The sequence below is a fragment of the Collimonas arenae genome, from assembly GCF_001584165.1.
In the GTDB taxonomy this organism is placed as follows: Bacteria; Pseudomonadota; Gammaproteobacteria; order Burkholderiales; family Burkholderiaceae_D; genus Collimonas; species Collimonas arenae.
Genome location: NZ_CP013233.1, coordinates 687178 through 707381 on the forward strand (window position 1 = coordinate 687178; position 20204 = coordinate 707381).

The 20204-nt window shown below is 58.2% G+C and carries 11 protein-coding genes and 7 pseudogenes; 9 read left to right on the forward strand and 9 right to left on the reverse strand.

Annotation, left to right across the window (positions count from 1 at the left end; all coding sequences use genetic code 11):
* Positions 1 to 66: 66 nt before the first annotated feature.
* Entirely contained in the window at positions 67 to 1170 is a 1104-nt protein-coding gene (locus tag CAter10_RS03275) for an aromatic ring-hydroxylating oxygenase subunit alpha (protein WP_061532267.1), read from the reverse strand.
* A gap of 234 nt (positions 1171 to 1404) precedes the next feature.
* Here CAter10_RS03275 and CAter10_RS03280 point away from each other — a divergent pair, with 234 nt between their 5' ends.
* From CAter10_RS03280 to folE2, 4 genes are all read left to right on the forward strand, one after another.
* Positions 1405 to 1671, forward strand: coding sequence for an exodeoxyribonuclease VII small subunit (locus tag CAter10_RS03280; RefSeq protein WP_061532268.1), 267 nt, complete (start codon positions 1405 to 1407; stop codon positions 1669 to 1671).
* Positions 1668 to 2600 (forward strand): polyprenyl synthetase family protein, encoded by a 933-nt coding sequence (locus tag CAter10_RS03285; protein ID WP_061532269.1) that lies wholly within the window; start codon positions 1668 to 1670, stop codon positions 2598 to 2600. The genes CAter10_RS03280 and CAter10_RS03285 overlap by 4 nt, the downstream gene beginning before the upstream one ends.
* Before the next feature lie 8 nt (positions 2601 to 2608).
* A complete protein-coding gene (dxs, locus tag CAter10_RS03290) occupies positions 2609 to 4480 on the forward strand; it encodes a 1-deoxy-D-xylulose-5-phosphate synthase (RefSeq protein ID WP_061532270.1) in 1872 nt (623 codons plus the stop codon).
* 120 nt (positions 4481 to 4600) lie between these two features.
* A complete protein-coding gene (gene folE2 / locus CAter10_RS03295; RefSeq protein ID WP_061532271.1) occupies positions 4601 to 5404 on the forward strand; it encodes a GTP cyclohydrolase FolE2 in 804 nt (267 codons plus the stop codon).
* Positions 5405 to 5482: 78 nt separating this feature from the next.
* On the opposite strand, the pseudogene CAter10_RS03300 reads toward folE2, so the two are convergent.
* Positions 5483 to 6039 (reverse strand): annotated as a pseudogene (locus CAter10_RS03300) (cob(I)yrinic acid a,c-diamide adenosyltransferase).
* A 94-nt stretch (positions 6040 to 6133) separates the two neighbouring features.
* On the opposite strand from CAter10_RS03300, the pseudogene CAter10_RS03305 reads away from it, so the two are divergent.
* Positions 6134 to 7542 (forward strand): annotated as a pseudogene (locus CAter10_RS03305) (FAD-binding oxidoreductase).
* Positions 7543 to 7593: 51 nt separating this feature from the next.
* Positions 7594 to 8481: a LysR substrate-binding domain-containing protein gene (locus tag CAter10_RS03310; RefSeq protein WP_128083179.1), complete on the forward strand. Its 888-nt coding sequence runs from the start codon at positions 7594 to 7596 to the stop codon at positions 8479 to 8481.
* On the opposite strand, the gene CAter10_RS23060 is transcribed toward CAter10_RS03310, so the two are convergent.
* Complete coding sequence (locus tag CAter10_RS23060; protein WP_061532273.1) at positions 8468 to 8650, reverse strand: hypothetical protein; 183 nt, start codon at positions 8648 to 8650, stop codon at positions 8468 to 8470. The two genes, CAter10_RS03310 and CAter10_RS23060, sit on opposite strands and share 14 nt — an antisense overlap.
* On the opposite strand from CAter10_RS23060, the gene CAter10_RS03320 reads away from it, so the two are divergent.
* From CAter10_RS03320 to glcF, 3 genes and pseudogenes are all read left to right on the forward strand, one after another.
* Entirely contained in the window at positions 8649 to 10145 is a 1497-nt protein-coding gene (locus CAter10_RS03320) for an FAD-linked oxidase C-terminal domain-containing protein (RefSeq protein WP_061532274.1), read from the forward strand. The genes CAter10_RS23060 and CAter10_RS03320 overlap by 2 nt on opposite strands.
* A 17-nt stretch (positions 10146 to 10162) precedes the next feature.
* Positions 10163 to 11241 (forward strand): annotated as a pseudogene (gene glcE / locus CAter10_RS03325) (glycolate oxidase subunit GlcE).
* A 22-nt stretch (positions 11242 to 11263) separates the two neighbouring features.
* Positions 11264 to 12501 (forward strand): annotated as a pseudogene (gene glcF / locus CAter10_RS03330) (glycolate oxidase subunit GlcF).
* Between the two features lie 24 nt (positions 12502 to 12525).
* Here glcF and CAter10_RS03335 read toward each other — a convergent pair.
* From CAter10_RS03335 to CAter10_RS03360, 6 genes and pseudogenes are all read right to left on the reverse strand, one after another.
* Positions 12526 to 13706 (reverse strand): annotated as a pseudogene (locus CAter10_RS03335) (porin).
* A 16-nt stretch (positions 13707 to 13722) separates the two neighbouring features.
* Positions 13723 to 16193: pseudogene (locus tag CAter10_RS03340) on the reverse strand (glycoside hydrolase family 31 protein).
* Between the two features lie 22 nt (positions 16194 to 16215).
* A complete protein-coding gene (locus CAter10_RS03345) occupies positions 16216 to 17493 on the reverse strand; it encodes an MFS transporter (RefSeq protein WP_061532275.1) in 1278 nt (425 codons plus the stop codon).
* A 49-nt stretch (positions 17494 to 17542) separates the two neighbouring features.
* Complete coding sequence (locus CAter10_RS03350) at positions 17543 to 18343, reverse strand: aldose epimerase family protein (RefSeq protein WP_082797774.1); 801 nt, start codon at positions 18341 to 18343, stop codon at positions 17543 to 17545.
* A 145-nt stretch (positions 18344 to 18488) separates the two neighbouring features.
* On the reverse strand, positions 18489 to 19274 hold the full coding sequence (locus CAter10_RS03355) for an NAD-dependent epimerase/dehydratase family protein (protein WP_061532277.1): 786 nt from the start codon (positions 19272 to 19274) through the stop codon (positions 18489 to 18491).
* Positions 19271 to 20160 (reverse strand): annotated as a pseudogene (locus CAter10_RS03360) (SMP-30/gluconolactonase/LRE family protein). Before CAter10_RS03360 ends, CAter10_RS03355 begins: the two are co-directional and overlap by 4 nt.
* Between the last annotated feature and the right edge of the window lie 44 nt (positions 20161 to 20204).

A 20204-nucleotide genomic window follows, 5' to 3' on the forward strand; every position in this document is an offset into this window, starting at 1 on the left:
GGCCGGGGTTGATTCGCTTGATCAAGCGAATCAACCCCGGCCCAAGTACGGCGATTGCATGCAGTGTTACAGTAGGCCGGCCTGATTGCGATACCACTCGTGGAAGTGCTGCATGCCGTCTTCCATTGGCGATTGGTAAGGACCTACTTCGCTGACGCCGCGCTCCATCAGGATGCGTCGTCCGGCATCCATGCGCAGTGCAATTTCGTCATCTTCGACGCAGGTTTCCATGTAGGCGGCGCGTTCCGCTTCCACCATTTCGCGCTCAAATAATGCAATCTCTTCCGGATAATAGAATTCGACCACGTTGGTGGTCTTCTGCGGGCCGCGCGGCCACAGCGTCGATACCACCAAGACGTGCGGATACCACTCGACCATGATGTTCGGGTACAGCGTCAGCCAGATCGCGCCGAATTTCGGTGCCTGGCCATTGTTGAATTTGAGAACCTGTTCCTGCCACTTGCGGTAGGTTGGCGAACCGGATTTTGCCAATCCGTGGTTGACGCCAACTGTCTGCACGCTATAGTCCTTGCCAAATTGCCATTGCAGGTCGTCGCAGCTGACGAAGCTGCCCAAGCCTGGGTGGAACGGCTCGACGTGATAGTCCTCCAGGTAGACCTCAATGAAGGTCTTCCAGTTGTAGTCGCACTCATGCACTTCGACGTGGTCGAACAGATAGCCGCTGAAATCCAGGTCCTTGGCAACGCCGAGCTGCGCCAGTTTTTCGCCGACATGGAAAGCGTTCTGCTCGAACAGCAGGCCATTCCAGCTTTGCAGCGGTGTCTTGGCCAGGTTCATGCACGGCGTCTCACCGAAATGCGGTGCGCCGATCAATTCGCCTTTCAAGTCATACGTCCAGCGGTGCAGCGGGCAGACGATGTTGCGGGCATTGCCGCGGCCATCGAACATCTTGGCCTGGCGATGGCGGCAGACGTTGGAAATCAACTCAATCCCCTGGGGATTGCGTACCAGCATGCGCCCTTCCGCTTCGGATGCGAGCGTGGCGTAATCGCCGACGTTGGGCACCATCAGTTCATGGCCGACATAGCGTGGACCATCCTGGAAGAGTTGCTGGATTTCGCGCTTTAAAAGCGCTTCGTCAAAATAGACGTTGACTGGAAGTTGCGCATCGGAGCGCGCGAGCTTGGTAATAGAAGCCAGATCGGACATCCCTCCACCCCCAAATGTGTTGTATCAACCTAAGAGAGAAAGAATCCGCAAAAACCTGTGTTCAAATAATATGAAACGGAAATTTTGGACAGAACCGGGGATTATCCCATAAAAATTCGGAAAAGGGCGCTGTTTTGGGCTGCTGATAGCCTATTTATCCAGATTTACTGCTCGAAATTCAACGAGTTACACATGTTTGCTCTAAAATAGCGGACTAAACTATTTACATCCACTATGCCAAAAAATCCGATTTCCACCAGCACTCCGGCTTCGTTCGAGCAGGCAATGGCCGAACTGGAGCAACTGGTTGCCCAGATGGAAGCTGGCGAGTTGCCGCTGGAAGCCTCTGTCGCTGCCTATAAACGAGGATCGGAGCTGGTCAAGTTTTGCTCTTTGCAACTCGACAAGGTCGACAGCCAGGTCAAGGTACTGGAAGGCGACATGCTCAAGCCGTTCGCCGGCGAAGCTCTTAAAGACCACAGCAGCGGAGCCGACGAATGACGGCGGCTGTTCAGCTAACCAAGCAGGGGCAAGACCAAGTGCAGCCTTTCGCTGAATGGATGCGGCAGGTGCAGGCCGACATGGAGTCTGCCCTGGGTCGTTTCCTGCCAACGGAAACAACGACACCAGCGAAGCTCCACCAGGCCATGCGCTATGCGGCACTGGATGGCGGCAAACGAGTGCGGCCATTGCTGGCATTTGCCGCGGGGGAACTATTTTCGGCGCCAGCTGCTGTCGTGCAACGCGCTGCCGCGGCGGTTGAAATGATTCACGCCTATTCGCTGGTCCACGACGATATGCCCTGCATGGATGACGACGCCTTGCGCCGCGGCAAGCCGACAGTGCACGTGCAATACGACGAAGCGACTGCCTTGCTGGTCGGCGATGCCCTGCAGGCTCAGGCATTCGTGGTGCTGGCTGCTGCTGATGAGGGCATCGACGCGGCGCGCCAGATCGTCATGCTGCGCTTGCTGGCGCTGGCGTCCGGTTCGCTCGGCATGTGCGGCGGGCAAGCCATCGACCTGGCCAGCGTCGGCCTGAATCTGTCGCTGGCAGAGCTGGAACAGATGCACAAATTGAAAACCGGCGCCTTGCTGCGCGCGTCGGTCTTGCTTGGCGCCTGGAGCGGCAAGGTGTTGTCGCAAGAAGAAGTCGCCGCGTTGGAAGCCTATGGCGCGGCCATCGGCCTGGCGTTCCAGGTAGTCGACGATATCCTTGATGCGACCGCGGATTCTGCTACGCTGGGTAAAACCGCGGGCAAGGACGCCGCCGACAACAAGCCGACTTACGTTTCGATCCTGGGTTTGCCGGAATCGCAGGCGCTGGCGGAAAAATTGCGCAACGACGCCCACGAGGCGCTTGCGATCTTTGGTGACAAGGCACGACGCTTGCGCGAGCTGGCGGATCTGATCGTGCAGCGGAAAGCTTAGTAGGGCATATGGAAATTCTCAATACAATAGACAGCCCGGCAGATTTGCGAAAACTGACACGGGCGCAACTCATACCGTTAGCCGACGAGCTGCGCGAATTCGTCATCGAATCCGTATCGCAGACCGGCGGCCATCTGTCGTCCAACCTGGGCACGGTGGAACTGACGATTGCGCTGCATTACGTGTTCAACACGCCGGAAGACCGGATCGTCTGGGACGTCGGCCATCAAACCTATCCGCACAAGATACTGACCGGTCGCCGCGATCGCATGAATACACTGCGTCAGCTCGACGGCATTTCCGGTTTTCCGCGCCGTAGCGAAAGTGAATACGACACCTTCGGCACCGCCCACTCGTCGACGTCGATCTCGGCCGTGCTGGGCATGGCCCTGGCCGCCAAGACCAAGGGCGAGACCGACCGCCACGCGATTGCCGTGATCGGCGATGGCGCGATGACCGCAGGCATGGTGTTCGAAGCCATGAACAACGCCGGCGTCTATGACGACATCAACATGCTGGTGATCCTGAACGACAACGATATGTCGATCTCGCCGCCGGTGGGCGCTTTGAACCGCTACCTGGCGCGCCTGATGTCGGGGCAGTTCTACGCGCAGGCCAAGAATGTCGGCAAGTCGATCCTGCCGGCGCCGATGCGACAGCTGGCCAAGCGTTTTGAAGAACACGCCAAAGGCATGGTAGTGCCTGCCACCATGTTTGAAGAATTCGGTTTCAATTACATCGGTCCGATAGACGGTCATGATCTGGAATCGCTGATCCCGACGCTGCAAAACCTGAAGAACCTGAAAGGCCCACAATTTCTGCACGTGGTGACCAAGAAGGGCCAGGGTTACAAGCTGGCGGAAGCCGATCCAGTGCTGTATCACGGCCCGGGCAAGTTCAATCCGGCGGAAGGCATCAAACCGGCCGCCGTCAGCAAGATGACTTACACCCAGGTGTTTGGTGACTGGCTGTGCGACACGGCGGCGCAGGACGATAAATTGATCGGCATCACGCCGGCGATGTCCGGCGGCTCCGGCCTGGATACGTTCGCCAAGCGTTTTCCGCAACGCTTCTACGACGTCGGCATCGCCGAGCAGCATGCAGTCACCTTCGCCGCCGGCCTGGCTTGCGAAGGCCTGAAACCGGTGGTGGCAATTTACTCGACCTTTCTGCAGCGTGCCTACGATCAGTTGATCCATGACGTAGCGCTGCAAAACCTGGACGTGACGTTTGCGCTTGATCGTTCCGGCCTGGTTGGTGCGGATGGCGCAACCCATGCCGGCAATTACGACATGGCCTACCTGCGTTGCATTCCGAACATGGTGGTGATGGCCGCCTCCGACGAGAACGAATGCCGGCAGATGCTGACTACCGCTTATCAGTATAACGGCCCGGCCGCAGTGCGTTATCCGCGCGGCAGCGGCACCGGCGCGGCTGTTGATCCGGCGCTGACGGTTCTGCCGCTGGGTAAGGGGGAGATCAAGCGCAAAGGTCACAATGTTGCGATCCTGGCCTTCGGCTCGCTGCTGGCGCCTAGCATTGCCGCCGGCGAATTGCTGGACGCCACGGTGGTCAACATGCGTTTCATCAAGCCGCTGGACGTCGAGCTGGTGCTGGAACTGGCCGCCAGCCACGATGCGCTGGTTACGGTGGAAGAAGGTTGCATCATGGGCGGCGCCGGCGCCGCCGTGGCGGAAGCATTGGCTGCCGCAGGATGTGTCAAGCCGCTCTTGAATCTCGGCCTGCCGGACCGATTTATCGATCATGGCGACGCCAACCTGCTGTTGGCGCAGTGCGGCCTGAATGCCGAAGGCATCGCAGCTTCGATACGTCAGCGCTTTGGCAAAGATCAGCCGCGCCTAGTCGTTAACCAAAATTAATAGAAGCAAAATCAATACAGTAGGGTGGGCATGCAATGCCCACGCGGTAGCAGCCAATTGGCGTCCGCGTGGGCACGATGTGCCCACCCTACGTTCTTTCACTCTAAGGCTCAGCATTTCATGAATACTCGTGACAACAACCTGACGATTCCAGACGTGCAAAGCAGCGTCGATACCCGCCACATTGCGATACAGCGTGTCGGCGTCAAGGGCGTGCGCTATCCGGTGACGGTTCGTACGGCTGGCAAGGCGCAGCCGACCATCGGCAGCTGGAACATGTATGTGCATCTGCCGGAACAGCAGAAAGGCACGCACATGTCGCGTTTTATCGCACTGCTGGAGGGGTTGGACGGGCCGCTCGACGTGACTTCGTTCGGCGATCTGATGCGTAAGATGGTGACATTGCTGGACGCCGAGCGCGGCCGCATCGAACTGACCTTCCCGTATTTCGTCAACAAGACCGCTCCTGTGTCCGGCGTGCAGAGCTTGATGGATTACGAAGTCGGCCTCACCGGTGAAATCAACAATGGCGTGCTGGAAGTGACGTTGAAAGTGTTGGTGCCGGTGACTAGCCTGTGCCCATGCTCGAAGCAGATTTCCGCTTACGGCGCACACAACCAGCGGTCGCACATTACCGTCAATGCCGTGCTGGATGGTGAGATACTGGTCGACGAACTGATTGCCAGCATCGAAGCGCAGGCATCGTGCGAACTGTTTGGTTTGCTGAAGCGTCCGGATGAAAAATATGTGACCGAGCGCGCTTACGAGAATCCGAAATTTGTCGAAGACCTGGTGCGCGACGTGGCTGTAGCCTTGAACAACGAGCCGCGCGTGCTGGCGTATGTGCTGGAAGCCGAGAACTTTGAGTCGATCCATAATCACTCGGCGTATGCGCTGATCGAACACGACAAACGTAGCAAATAAGCGTTACAAACAACGGCATTTGCCGCATTGCGGGCCGGCTGATGTTGCACTTCAAGTGCTGCACAGTCGGCCCGTTTTTTATTGTTCGGGTGCGCCGTCTTTTTGCCACAGCACATCGCTACCACCGTCCGCGCGGTTCAGCACGCGCGACAGCACGAACAGCAGATCGGACAAGCGGTTCACATACTGCCGCACCGCCTCATGCACCGTTTCTTCCCGGCCCAGGCTGACAATGCTGCGCTCTGCGCGCCGACAGACAGTACGGCAGACATGCGCCAGCGCCGCTGAATGGCTGCCGCCGGGCAGGATGAATTCCTTCAGCGGCGGCAGGTCGGCATTGTATTTCTCCAGCAGTTGATCCAGTTGCATCACTTGCGCTTCGGTAATCAGGGCATAGCCTGGAATGCAAAGTTCGCCGCCGAGATCGAACAACGCATGTTGTATCGCCAGCAATTCAGCACGCATCACCGGATCCAGCTTGTTGCACAACAGAAGCCCAAGTTGTGAATTCAGCTCGTCGACATCGCCGATGGCCTGGATACGCAAGCTGTCCTTGCGGTCCTGCTGCCATCGCCGAGGCCAGTACTGCCGTTGTCGCCGGTGCGTGTCGCAATTTTTGAAAGTCGGTTACCCATGTTGTTGCCCGCTTCATGTGAATTCAGAATGCTGGTACTTTACACCAGCACCAGTCGCCGCTGCGGAGTAAAATCATGACAAAGGAGCATGTCAATGAATCATATAGCTGATTTCGCCACAACCAGGAAGCCATTGCCTGACGACCTGATTGCAACCCTCAAAACCTTGTTTGGTGAACGTTTCTCGACCACCATGGCGATGCGCGAGCACCATGGTCGCGATGCTTCTTCCTACGATCCGATGCCACCCGATGCGGTGGTGTTTGCCGAGTCGACCGAAGATGTCGCGGCGCTGGTCAAGCTGTGCAGCGAGTATCAGGTGCCGGTGATTCCGTTCGGCAGCGGCACTTCGCTGGAAGGTCATGTGCTGGCACTGCAAGGCGGCATTTCGATCGACTTGTCGCGCATGAACCGGATGCTGGCGATCCATGCTGAAGACCTGACGGCAACTGTGCAAACCGGTGTCACTCGCAAGCAGTTGAATCACGAAATCAAGGACAGCGGCCTGTTCTTTCCCATCGATCCCGGCGCCGATGCCTCGATCGGCGGCATGGCCGCCACCCGTGCCTCAGGAACCAATGCCGTGCGTTATGGCAGCATGCGCGAGAACACACTGGCGCTGACGGTGGTGACTGCCGATGGCCGCGTCATCAAGACCGGCACACGCGCCAAAAAATCTTCGGCAGGCTACGATCTGACCCGTATCTTTGTCGGCAGCGAAGGCACGCTCGGCATCATTACTGAAGTCACCGTTAAGCTGTATCCCCAACCAGAAGCGATTTCTGCTGCAGTCTGTTCGTTTGAAACGATAGCCGATGCTGTCAACGCCGTGATCCAGGCGATCCAGCTTGGCGTGCCGCTGGCCCGGGTTGAACTGTTGGATGAAAACGGCGTGCGTGCGATCAACGCGCACTCCAAACTGGCACTGCCCGAGCAACCGCTGTTGCTGTTTGAATTCCATGGCAGCGAGAATGGCGTCAAGGAGCAGGCCGAGCTGGTGCAGGAAGTGGTGGCAGAGCATCGTGCTATCGGCTTCGAATGGGCAACCCGGCCGGAAGATCGTTCGCGCTTGTGGGCAGCGCGTCACGATGCATATTTCGCTTTGCTGCAGTTGCGTCCAGGCAGCCGCGCCATTTCTACCGATTGCTGCGTGCCGATTTCGCGGCTGGCGGAATGCATTCTCGACACCAAGGCAGATTGTGAAGCGAACGGCCTCGTGTATTCGATCATTGGCCATGTCGGCGACGGAAATTTCCATACGCAGATGCTGGTCGATCCCGATAGTCCAGCCGACATTGCCCGCGCCGAAGGCGTCAATGCGCGCATGGTCAGCCGCGCCATCGCCATGGACGGCACCTGCACCGGCGAACATGGGGTCGGGTTGCACAAGATCGATTTCCTGGTGGAGGAGCACGGGAGGAAGCGATTGCCACCATGCGCGTGCTCAAGCATGCATTCGATCCGAAGAACATCATGAATCCTGGAAAAATAATCCGCTGGTAAACTGCCCGAGCCTGATCAACCCGCCAAGAAAAAATGTCGAATAAAACTCCCTTGGTCAATCGCCTGCCGCCAGTGCATGCCTTGTCGGCATTCGAAGCCGCTGCGCGCCATCACTCGTTTGCGCTGGCGGCGGACGAACTTTGCATCACACCGTCGGCGCTGTCGCACCGCATCCGCCTGCTGGAGGATTTTGTTGGCGAGCGTTTGTTTTCACGCGAGGGGCGCACGGTGGCCCTGTCGGAATTCGGCCATCGCTATCTGGATGTGGTGCGCAGTGCCTTGCGCACCCTGACTGAATTCCCACTGCCGCAACGCAACGCCCAGGTGCAGCCGCGCGTCAAGCTGACCGCGCCGCCGACATTCGCACGCAATTTACTGATTCCACGTCTGGACGATTTCGTCCATCGCTATCCTGACATCGTGGTCGAGATTTTCCTGTCGGTGCCGCTGTACGACCTGAGCCTGACCGAGAGCGATCTGGAAGTACGTTTCGGCGCTGGCAACTATCCCAACACCACTACCGAAAAATTATTCGAAGAACCGACCTTTGCTGTCACCAGTCCGCAATACCTGAAGAAAATCGGCCCCCTCGACAAGCCTGCCGACCTGCGCAAGGCGACCTTGCTGCGCTCGGCGCTGGAGCCTTGGCAGCCGTGGTTCCAGGCCGCCGGACTGGATTGGCCGGAACCGTCCTCCGGCCTGCGCGCGGACGACCTTGGTTTGTTGCTGGAACTGGTGCGACACGGTCACGGCGTCGGCCTGACTCGCAAGCATTTCGCCCAGCAGATGATTGAGCAGGGAGAATTGGTGCAGTTGTTCGATATCAGCCTGACGTCGCCGCCGCACGCCTATTACCTGGTGTACCAGCAAAAGCCGCAGGAACGGCCGGAAGTGACGACGTTCATCGATTGGATGAAGCAGACCTTCAGCCGTATCTGACTTTCTTGGGCGGGCGCTGCCAACTGCCTGAAAACATTTCACCTGCAGGGTGCAAGTTTTTCAGCAGCTGAGGTGGCGGAAAACATCCTGTAAAAAACGCAAAATCGTTATACTCATTGGCGGAGATATAGATCGCTCTGAAGAGCGTCAACAAATAGGAAAACAGCATGAACTCGCTCGCTTCAGCAGCTGAAACCACTTTCAGTCCTGCTCGTCAACAACAGGTAGTCGCCGCGTTGCGGGCGCTGTTGCCGGAACATGCCTTGTTGTCAAATAGCGAAGACACCCGGCCCTACGAATGCGACGGCCTGGCCGCCTACCGGCAAATGCCTATGGTCGTGGCGCTGCCGGAAAACGAAGCGCAAGTGATTGCTATCCTCAAAACCTGCCGCGACCTGAAGGTGCCGCTGGTGCCGCGCGGCGCCGGCACCGGCCTGTCGGGCGGCGCCTTGCCGATCGCCGATGGCGTGGTGCTGTCGACCGCCAAATTTACTCGCATCGTCAAGCTCGATCCGTATGCACGGACTGCCGTGGTGCAGCCTGGTGTGCGCAATCTTGCCATTTCCGAAGCGGCTGCAGCGCATGGCTTGTATTACGCGCCGGACCCGTCGTCGCAGATCGCCTGCACCATCGGCGGCAACGTCGCCGAGAATTCCGGCGGCGTGCATTGCCTGAAGTACGGATTGACTGTGCATAACGTGCTGCGCGTAAGGATGGTGACCATCGATGGCGAGGTCGTCGAACTCGGCAGTGAAGCGCTGGATGCACCCGGCCTGGATCTGCTGGCCGTGTTCATCGGATCGGAAGGGATGCTGGGTGTGGTCACCGAAGTGACGGTCAAATTGATTCCGAAACCGCAGGCGGCAAGAGTCATCATGGCGTCGTTCGATGATGTCGTGAAGAGTGGCAATGCGGTCGCCAACGTTATCGCCGCCGGCATTATTCCGGCTGGACTGGAGATGATGGACCGCACCAGTTCTCGCATGGTCGAACCTTTCGTCAAGGCCGGCTACGACATCGATGCCGCCGCCATCCTGTTGTGTGAATCGGATGGCACCACGGAAGAGGTCGAAGAAGAAATCGGCCGCATGAGCGCGGTGTTGAACGCCAGCGGTGCCACCCGTATCGAAGTCTCCACGTCGGAAGCGGAGCGGCTACGGTTCTGGTCCGGTCGCAAGAATGCGTTTCCAGCTGCCGGCCGTATCTCTCCCGACTATTACTGCATGGATGGCACCATTCCGCGCAAGAACCTGGCGCAAGTGCTGCTCGGTATCGAGCAGATGGAAGCCAAGTACGGCTTGCGTTGCGCTAATGTATTTCACGCTGGTGACGGTAACCTGCATCCGTTGATCCTGTTCGATGCCAACCTGCCGGGGGAATTTCATCGTGCCGAGGAATTCGGCGCCGAAATTCTGGAATTATGCGTCGCTGTTGGCGGCACCATTACCGGCGAACACGGCGTCGGCATCGAAAAAATCAATTCGATGTGCGTGCAGTTCTCGCCGCTCGAGCGCGAGGCGTTCTTCAACGTCAAGCGCGCTTTCGATACGGCGTTCCTGCTCAATCCCGACAAGGCGATTCCGACTTTGCAGCGCTGCGCAGAGTACGGCAAGATGCACGTACAGCGTGGGCAGTTGAAGTTTGCAGAGCTGCCTCGCTTCTAACCGACAGACACAGAATAATGACTATGGACGCACAGCTTTTCAGGGAACAGGCTAAGGCGCAAATTCTTGCGGCCGGCGCTGCGCATCGTCCGCTGGAAATTCGCGGCAGCGGTAGCAAGGCTTGGTATGGCCAGCAGGTACAAGGCGAACTGCTCGATACGCGCGATTATAACGGCATCATCGATTACGAGCCGACCGAGTTGGTGATTACTGCGCGTTGCGGCACACCGCTGGCCGAGATCGAGGCCCTGCTGGCGCAGCGCAACCAGATGCTGCCGTTCGAGCCGCCGCATTTCGGTAGCGGCGCCACGCTCGGCGGCATGCTGGCCAGCGGGTTATCCGGCCCTTCGCGGCAAGCGGTCGGCGCGCTGCGCGACTTCGTGCTCGGCGCCGTGCTGATGGATGGCAAGGGCGACGTCCTGCACTTCGGCGGCCAGGTCATGAAGAATGTCGCCGGCTACGATGTGTCGCGCTTGTTGGCGGGTTCGCTTGGCACATTGGGTTTGATCCTTGAGATGTCGGTGAAAGTATTGCCGCGGCCGATCGCCAGCAGCAGCCGGCGCTTTGAGCTTTCCCAAGCCGATGCGATCCGTTGCCTGAATCAATGGGGTGGCTTGCCGTTGCCGATTGCTGCCAGCTGCTGGCAGGATGCATGCTGACAGTGCGTTTGTCGGGTGCGCAAGCCGCGGTCAGCGCAGCGGGGAAAAATCTGGGCGGTGAGGCGGTTGTCGACGCCGATGAATTTTGGCATGCCGTGCGCGAACAAACGCACTGCTTCTTTGCGACATCCAGCGCAAACAAGGCACTGTGGCGCCTGGCGTTGCCATCGACCGCCGAGCCGCTGGCCCTGTCGGGTGACACCTTACTTGAATGGGGTGGGGCACAGCGCTGGCTGTTTGCCGATGACGATGCAGAGTTGATTCGGACGACGGCTGCCGCCGCAGGCGGTCATGCAACCCTGTACCGCGGCGGCGATAAAAATGTCGGCGTGTTTCACCCGCTTGCTCCTGCGGTAGAACAGATTCATCGACGCCTGAAAGCCAGTTTCGATCCGGCGGCAATCTTTAATATCGGTCGCATGTATCCGGACTTCTAGCCATTTCATCACGCAGCCATCCATGCAAACCAATCTAGCCGATTTCATCAAGAACACCCGTCAGGGCAAGGAAGCCGACGCGATTCTGCGCGCCTGCGTGCATTGCGGATTCTGCACTGCCACCTGCCCGACCTACCAGTTGCTGGGCGATGAGCTGGACGGTCCACGCGGGCGCATTTACCTGATCAAGCAAGTGTTGGAGGGGACTGCGGCGACCGCCAAGACTCAGTTGCATCTCGATCGCTGCCTCACTTGCCGCAATTGTGAATCGACTTGCCCATCCGGTGTTGAATATGGCCGGTTGCTCGATATCGGCCGTCAAGTTGTGGACGATCAAGTGCCGCGTCCGGTCATGCAACAAGTGGCTCGCAAGGTGCTGAAAGAATTCCTGCCGCGTCCATGGCTGTTCAAGCCCGCGATGGCGGCCGGCCAATTGTTGCGTCCGCTGTTACCGCAGAAGCTAAAGAACAAGATTCCCGAAAAACAGGATACCGGCGTACTGCCGCAGAACCAGCATGCGCGCAAGATGTTGGTGCTTGACGGCTGCGTGCAACCGGCGATGTCGCCCAACATCAATCGCGCTGCGGCGCGGGTGTTTGATGCACTCGGCGTGCAATTGCTGGTGGCGCCCAAGGCCGGCTGCTGCGGTGCGATTCGCTATCACCTGAACGATCAGGACGGCGGCTTGGACGACATGCGGCGCAATATCGACGCTTGGTGGCCGTATGTCATCGGCAGCAACGGCCAGGGTGTGGAAGCAATCGTCATGACAGCCTCCGGTTGCGGCGCCACGGTCAAGGAGTACGGCCATCTGTTGGCACGCGATCCGGTTTATGCGGTGAAGGCCAAGGCCATTTCTGCCTTGACCAAGGATCTGTGTGAAATCCTGCCGGCATTCGAGAGCGAGTTGCAGCAAAATTGAAGGGGAAATTTCCTGAACGGGTGGCTTATCATCCTCCTTGCACCCTGCAGCACGGCCAGCAGATTCGCGGCAAGGTAGAAGGTCTGCTGCGCAGCGTCGGCATTGATGTGCAGACTTGTGCGGATAGTCATTTGTGCTGCGGTTCGGCTGGCACCTATTCGGTATTGCAGCCGGAATTATCGTATCGTCTGCGCGATAATAAGCTCGACAAACTACAGGCGACCAAGCCGGACATGATCGTCTCGGCGAATATCGGTTGCCTGACGCATTTGCAGTCAGGCACCCAGACGCCGGTCTGGCATTGGATAGAGTTGCTGGATCAGGGGCTTTCATCCTGACAAGCGGCCTGATCCCGTATTCGACTAGAACTGATGACGGATACCAACGGCGGCAACAAATTGTTTGCCGTTGGACGACGGCGAACCGTTTTGCGAATCGCCCACCACAGCGACCGCATTGACCGGCGTCACGCCGTTGGCGCCCAGGGTCTGGCCGCGCGCCTTTTGATAGGCCTCCAGGAAATACAGTGCGGTCCGCTTGGAGAAGTCGTAAGTCTGCTCCAGGGAAATCTGCTGGTAACGTGCCGGATCGCTGATGCCGTTTGCCGCCGATTCGCGCGTGTAGCTATAGCCGGCCGCAAGAGTTACCGCCGACGTCAGCTTGTAGGTCGAAATCACGCCTGCGGTGTTGAAGGTGGCCTGATGCGTGAACAGCGACAGGGCTCCCGGTGCCATCTGCACATTGGAAAAATTCAAGCCCAACATCAGATTCGCCGTGGCGTTGTAGCGTGCCGCGGCGGCGATCATCTGCACTGATTTTGCCGAAGCATAGCCGGCATTCACTGGCGATTGCGCATAGCTGCCCGAGGTGACGTTCGGATCCCATTGGGCAAAGCCTTGAGATTGTTGTTGTTCAGTTTTACATAGCCGATGGCCATGCTCATGGCATTGTAGTCATAGCGCAGCGCTGCGCTGGTGGAATTACCGGCGCTGACGGCGCCGGCATTTTCGCCGAAACCGTACAGGGCGCTAGCCTGGAAGCCGCCGATTACCGGCGTCGCATACACCAGCGAATTGTTGATGCGAATGGTGGTGTCGAGTCCATCGAGATCGCCAGGATGTGCGCCGGTGGCGCCAGTCAGCACGCCGGTTGGGCCGAGGCCGCCGACATAGCGCCAGTACGGCGTGTACTGGCGACCGAGTGTAAATGTGCCGTAGCGAGCATCGCTCAAGCCGACAAAGGCTTGGCGATTAAAGGCTTTGGTGGCGTCGCTCTGGGCGCCATTGTTGAGGCTGAAACCTTGCTCCAACGTGAAAATCGCCTTGCTGCCGCCACCCAGATCTTCGCCGCCGGTGAAGCCAAGCTTGCTGGCATTCAGATTGCCGCTGTTCATATAGGTGTTTGAATTGCCGCGTTGATTGCTTGAGTAAACAATCGCTGCATCGGCGGTACCGTAAATCGTGACGCTGGTTTGCGCCTGGCTATATGCGGCGCCAGTCAGCGAGGTGGTTGCCAGTAATAATTTGAGTGTTGTGTTTTTCATGTCTCCCCCTTGGGTTTTATTGATTAAAACGCTTAAGAATGCTGACGATCTTTTGCTTGATGGATGGCTTCGGATCGGCTTGCAGCTTGATTTTCAACTGGATTTCACGGCGTTGATTGACGATGGCGTCGCCCAGGATGGCGGCAACGCTGAGTACGACCTGGCGTGTTTCATGTTGCGGCAGCAGCAACGTCACCAGGTCGGATGCCGGCTGGATGCCGGTGCATTCCAGATCGATGTCCAACGTTTCAGCATTGCTCTGGACCTGGATTTTCCACATGCTGCTCTTGCCGTCCAGGTAGGCATTGCTGTCGCCGTCATCGTCGAAGAATTCTGTTTCAAAAGCGCCATCCTGCTGATGCGGGAACACCATGAAGCCTTGTTGATGCGCCGCCTGGTTGAAGTGCTGTTCAGCGACGTTGATGGCGATGGCGCTGCCTGCGCGTGCCAGCAACGGCGGTTGCTCGCCCACTGCAGGCAATACGATCTCCTGCCCGCCCCGGTGATGGGCACCGCTCCAGAAGTCGTACCAGTCGGCGCCGGCGGGAAGATAGACGTTGCGACTGGTCTGGTTTGGTTCAACCACCGCTGCCAACAGAAGACTTGTGCCGACCAGCATGTCGTCGTTTTCGACAAAGCATTTCGGATCGTTTGGAAAGGCCAGGAAAGTTGGCCTGATCATCGGCTCGTAATGCTGGTGATAGCGCCACAACAGATCGTAGAAGTAGGGCGTCAGGCAAGCGCGCAACTTGAGCAGGTTGCGGATTGCGCCGGTAATTTCGGGATACATCCAAGCTTCGTTGACGGTCTTGTCGTCGTTCCAGGAATGGATCGAAAAGCGCGGCATGAAGATGCCGAACTGCACCCAGCGCAACAGCAACTCCGGGCTCGGCGCCGGACCGCTGAAGCCGCCGACATCGTGCCCGGTGTTGGAGATGCCGGACATGGCCAGGCCCAATCCCATCTTGATGTTGTATTTGAGCGTCTGCCACGAGGTGTAGTTGTCGCCTGACCAGGTTTGCACATAGCGTTGCATGCCTGCGGCGCCCGAGCGCGATACCAGATAAGGCCGTTTTTCAGGGGTAAACTCGGTCTGCGCTTCCTGCGAGGCCGCCATCATCAGCAGGGTTTGCAAGCCCTTGGCTTCGACCGCCTTGAAGCGCTGGCCGAAGCCGTTGGCGGTGGCTTGCGGATTCAATACCTGGAATTCATTGTTGTCGTTCCAGGTGCTGGTGATGCCGTATTCCAGCAGCGAAGTAGTGACGGCGCGCTTCCACCAGACGATGGTGTCGGGGTTGGTGAAATCCAGATACGCGCCAACCTCATCCCAGAACTGCACCATTTCCGGTTTGCCATCCTGGTTCTTGATGAACAGGTTCAGGCTTTCGGCTTCGCTGAAGCGTGGGTGATCCTGCAACAGGCAGGGTTTGATGTTGGCACACAGGCGTATGCCGTGATCCAGGTAGTGTTGGGCAAAGGCCTTGGGGTCGGGAAACTTATCGCGGTTCCAGTTGAAGACGTAGCGCTTGCTGCCAATCGAGGTGTAGCCGGACGACAGGTGAAATGATTCACAAAGCATGTCGTGCTGCTCGCAGTTGGCCAGGAATTCATTCATCTTTTCCTGTGCGTTCGGCTCGTCGGTATACGTCATGGTCGAACCGGAATAGCCGAGGCCCCATCTCGGCGTGAATGCTGGCTTGCCAGTCATCCAGGTATAGCGTCGCACCACCTGTTCCATGCTGTCGCCGGCGATGAAGTAGTAGTCCAGGTCGCCATGTTCGGCGACGAAGTAACGGTAATGGCCGTGATAGTTGTCCAGTTCGCAGCCCATGTCGAGCTTGCCTTCAGACAGGGTGTCGTAAAACAGGCCGAAGGCGGCTTGCTGGCGCTTGCTCCAGGTGACATAGAACGGAATGTGCTTGTACAGGGCATCGGTGCTGCTGGCGTTGTACCCCATCGCGTCGATGGTTTTCAGCGAGTAGCTGCGACCATGGCGGTTGGTGTCGCCACTGCGTTCGCCGAGGCCGAAATACATCTCATCCTGAGCGTCGCGTTTCAGATAGTGATAGACCTTGTCATCCCAGTAGCCGAAGTTGACGGCTTGTGTGCTGCGGTCTCGCGCCAGCTCCTTCCATTCGTCGACGGGGCGAGTTTCCCAGGCGCAGAACAAGCCTTTCAACTGCACCGTCAGGCGGATTTTCTCGGTTTGTATCTGCAGGCGCCGGACAGGTTCCTGAGGGTGTAGTCGGGCAGAGAAAAGCCCGCAAGCGACAGGCGCTCACGGCCTTCCAGCGGTAGCTGCTGGGTGCCGGGAGCGATTGCCCAGGTGCGCGGAAAATGCAGCTGCGCGTCTGGCAGCACCATGACGCGGATGATGTCCTGTTCAAGCACGAAGATATGGGCGACATGGCCCTCTTCGCTCTTCAACGTCAGCGTTGCACCGTTCTTTTCTGCCAGGTGGAATGCGGGAATATGGTTAACTGACATGCAAATCTCCAAGATGCTTGGTTCAGGTTCTGGCCACTGTGGCGCTGTTGTCCTTGTAGCCGCGATACAGCAGAAACAGGATGGTGGCTCCCACCACGTCAAACATGCCCAGAGCCGCAAACAGCGGGGTGTAGCCGATCGATTCGGCCAATTGTCCGATCAACAGTGAAAACGAGAGGCCGCCAATCCAGCTGATCATGCCCGTCAGACCGTTGGCCGTGCCGACTTCACGGGTGTTGAAGACATCGGTAGTCATGGTGTTGACCAGGCCGGAAATCATTTGATGGGCGAAGCCGCCAATGCAGAACAGGGCGATTGCCGTGTACGGACTCTGCACGTAGCCGACGAAGCCGACGCTGGTCATCAGCAACGCACCGGTAGCGATGCCGGCGATGCGCGAGTTGACCAGTTTGAGCTTGAAATGCTTCATCATGAATGGCGACAGGTAGCCACCCAGGATACCGCCCATGTCAGCGGCAAAGAATGGCATCCAGCCGAATATCGCGAACTCTTTCAGATTCATGCCGCGCACCGAAATGAAGTACAGAGGAATCCAGAAATTGAAGGTTTGCCAGGCTGGTTCCGCCAGGAAGCGGGTGATTGCAATGCCCCAGAAGCGGCGCGTGCTGACGATGGTCTTGATGGATGGCTTGGCGTGCGCCTGGCTCTCGGCGATGCTTTCCTGGCCGGAGAGAATGTAGTCGCGTTCTGTCTCAGACAGGTTGGGGTGGTCTTTCGGTGCTCGGTAGAAGAAGAACCACAGGCCGGCGAAGATGAAGCCCATTGCCCCGGTGACGATAAACGCTGCCTGCCAACTGTGCTTGTACAGCAACCAGGCCACAAGTACCGGTGCAATCACTGCGCCCATCGAGGTGCCAGCGTTGAAATAGCCTACCGCAACAGAACGTTCCTGTTTTGGAAACCACTCCGACACGGCCTTGATCCCTGCCGGAATCGCGGCGGCCTCGGTCAGGCCGAGCAAGCCGCGGAAGAACGCCAGCGACATCCAGCCGGTGGCAAAGCCATGCAACATGCCGACCACCGACCAGGCGGCGGCAAACAGGGCAAAACCAACTTTCAAACCGAGAAAGTCGATGATATAGCCGCACACCGGTTGCATGATGGTGTAGGCGACCTGGAAGGCCGCCACCACATACGAGTATTCCTTGGTGGTGAAATCCAGATCGTGCTTCAGCGTGTCGGCCAGCACGCCCAGTGAATTGCGCGATATGTAGTTCAGAATGGTGCCAAAACAGACGAGGGCAATAATCCACCAGCGCAAACCTTTGATACGTTTCATATTTTTGTCTCGGTTAGTTTTTATAAGCAACGCCAATCTGGCGCCACGGTTATTCCGGAATTGCAGTTACATCGAAAAAATCCAGCCTGACGTCGCAGCTGAATGTGTGGCCGTGGGCAAGGCATTGAAGGCCGGTGTTTGACAATCCGGCTTGCGCCAGGTTGAAGGCGTCGGCGACATGCGTTACCGGTTCAATACAAAAATAATCGCGCATTGCCGGAGCATGCAGTACCAAATGCGATACGGACGGCGATGCCGAGATATCAATGCGATTACCCTGTTTGTCTGCGACGCTGGCTTGTCGCTGCCAGCCGCCGTAGTAGTGAGTCAACTCGTCGTCGGCTGCGATCGCGCGCGCGGAACGATAGTCGTGTTGCGCCGTTATCTCATCAACTCCGGTTGCCACATGTTCGGCGTCGGCATGCCACAGCTGCAGGGCGTCAAAGGCAACATGCTGCGCGAAGCGGCGTGGAAAGTAAGGATGGAAACCGGCGCCGAGCGGCATTGGCGGCAATGCGTCGTCGCTGAGATTGCGGAATTCGAGTTTCATGCTGAGCGCGCCAGCATCCAGTACGATTTTTTGTCTCGCCTCGAATGCCCATGGCCAGCCGTGTTCGCCAGCATGGTGGCTGTACAGCATCTCCGCGCTGCTGTCGTCGCAATCCAATAGTTTCCATTCTGCGGTGTGGCCAAAGCCGTGCATAGCGTGGTGTTCACCGGGGTGCAGCGGCAACGCAAGTTGCAGGCCTTCCCAGGAAAATTTTCCGGCGCGGATGCGGTTGGAAAACGGCAGCAAGGGATAGATGCCGGCTTTGGCCATACGGTAGCTGGGAAGCCATCCTGGCGACATTGCTCCGCCATCGGCACGATCCAGTCCATCGCCTTGCCGTCGTGCGACGAGCTCAATGAGGTGACTCGTCCGCCGGCAGACGGCGAGAGCGTTAGCCGCCAGCCGTCTTTGCTCAGCACGATTTCCGGCGCGAGATGAAGTGTCTTCATTTATTGTTGGAGTAATCCACGGCAGCGAAGCCGCCGCCCTGAAACCGTTCCGCTAACGGTCCTCCCCTGCTTGGAATATCTGCGATTCGCGCGGCAAAGTCTTCTGCGTTGCTTTGCGGTTGATAGCCGATGGGATTGTCAGTCTGCTGCCACCAGCGGCGCGTATTGGCCGACACGCCGTACATGATCTGGAATCCGACTTGCGGCGCTTCTATGCAGCATTCGACCAGGTGCTGCATGTCGGGATGCGATAGCCAGGTATGCAGATGGCGCCGTTCGAATGGTTCGGTCTCGAACGAACCGATACGCAGGCAAACCGATTCGACGCCGTGCTTGTCGTAATACAGCCGAGCGATGCCTTCGCCCCAGACCTTGCTGATGCCGTACAGGCTGTCCGGTCTTACTGCAGCGTATTCGTCGATTTCGGTTTCCACCGGATACATGCCGATGGCGTGATTGGAGCTTGGATAGACGACGCGCACTGTATGGGAACGGGCAGCCTGATACACGCTGAGCAGGGCTTTCAGGTTGTGCTCGATCAGCAGATCAAGTTCAAGATCGGTGCCGATGCCTGCCATGTGCACCACCGCGTCTGCCCCTGCCAGCAGCTCTGAACAAAAGGCCGCATCTCGCAGATCACCGGCATGCAGGGTTTCGTGTGCGGCCATCGGGCCGAGCGGTTTTATGTCATTGAGCCGCAACTGATAACGGCCATCCGACCATTGCTGTCTGAGGACTTTGCCGATATTGCCGGCGGCGCCGGTAAGCACGATGGTTTTCATATGCCGAACTCCGCGACAGGTGTACCCGCCACCGGCATGCTCACTGCAAACAGTGCGCCGGCCAATGGTTCCTGCGCCAGTTCATCGGCGCTCATGTTTTCGGTAAGTGATGTGACGTACAGCGTTTTCAGGTCGCTGCCGCCGAAGGCGCACATGGTTGGGCGCGTTACCGGCAGTGGCAGATAACCCAGCAATTCGCCTTGCGGTGAAAATTTGTTGATGCGTCCGGCGGTAATGCCGCAACCCCAATAGCAGCCGTCGACGTCGACTGCGCCGCCGTCGGGGCGGCCCCATTCCGCTTGCATCTGCACGAATATTTCGCGCGGCCGAGCGTGCCGCTGGCGACATCGAAGTCATAGCGATAGATCACTGCCCGGCGCGAATCGGAGTGATACATGGTGCGGCCGTCAGGGCTCCATGCCAGACCATTGGACACCACCAGTCCGTTGCCGTGGGCGCTGACGCTGCCGTCCGGCGCCAACCGATAGAGCGAGGCGCAGGCTTGCTTGTCGGCGCGGTCGTCCATGGTGCCGGCCCAGAACGCACCGTCCGGCCCGGTCTTGCCGTCGTTGAGACGATTGTGCGAAATATGCGGTTCCGGATGGGCAATCAGGGTCCAGCTGGCGTCAGCCGGATCAAACCAATGAAAGCCGCTGCGCAATGCGGCGACAATCTTGCCGTTCTTTGCCAGGCTGATCGAGCCGATTGCGGCAGGCGCCGGCCAGCTGCGTTGCTGTCCGGAGAGCGGATCAAAGCGATACAGCGCCGGTTTCAGAATGTCCACCCAATACAAGACTTGTTCACGTTGCGACCACACCGGCGACTCGCCGACGATTGCACCCTCGTCGCAGATCACGCGGACTGGATAATCAAATTGCTGAATCATGGTGCTACCTCATTGCGGGTCATGCGATGGTTGGGTATACAGGT

Coding starts and splice junctions, on each gene's coding strand:
- CAter10_RS03275 (WP_061532267.1), bottom strand. CDS start 1,170: ATGTCCGATCTGGCTTCTATTACCAAGCTCGCGCGCTCCGATGCGCAA.
- CAter10_RS03280 (WP_061532268.1), top strand. CDS start 1,405: ATGCCAAAAAATCCGATTTCCACCAGCACTCCGGCTTCGTTCGAGCAG.
- CAter10_RS03285 (WP_061532269.1), top strand. CDS start 1,668: ATGACGGCGGCTGTTCAGCTAACCAAGCAGGGGCAAGACCAAGTGCAG.
- dxs (WP_061532270.1), top strand. CDS start 2,609: ATGGAAATTCTCAATACAATAGACAGCCCGGCAGATTTGCGAAAACTG.
- folE2 (WP_061532271.1), top strand. CDS start 4,601: ATGAATACTCGTGACAACAACCTGACGATTCCAGACGTGCAAAGCAGC.
- CAter10_RS03320 (WP_061532274.1), top strand. CDS start 8,649: ATGAACTCGCTCGCTTCAGCAGCTGAAACCACTTTCAGTCCTGCTCGT.
- CAter10_RS23060 (WP_061532273.1), bottom strand. CDS start 8,650: ATGCTGTTTTCCTATTTGTTGACGCTCTTCAGAGCGATCTATATCTCC.
- CAter10_RS03345 (WP_061532275.1), bottom strand. CDS start 17,493: ATGAAACGTATCAAAGGTTTGCGCTGGTGGATTATTGCCCTCGTCTGT.
- CAter10_RS03350 (WP_082797774.1), bottom strand. CDS start 18,343: ATGTCGCCAGGATGGCTTCCCAGCTACCGTATGGCCAAAGCCGGCATC.
- CAter10_RS03355 (WP_061532277.1), bottom strand. CDS start 19,274: ATGAAAACCATCGTGCTTACCGGCGCCGCCGGCAATATCGGCAAAGTC.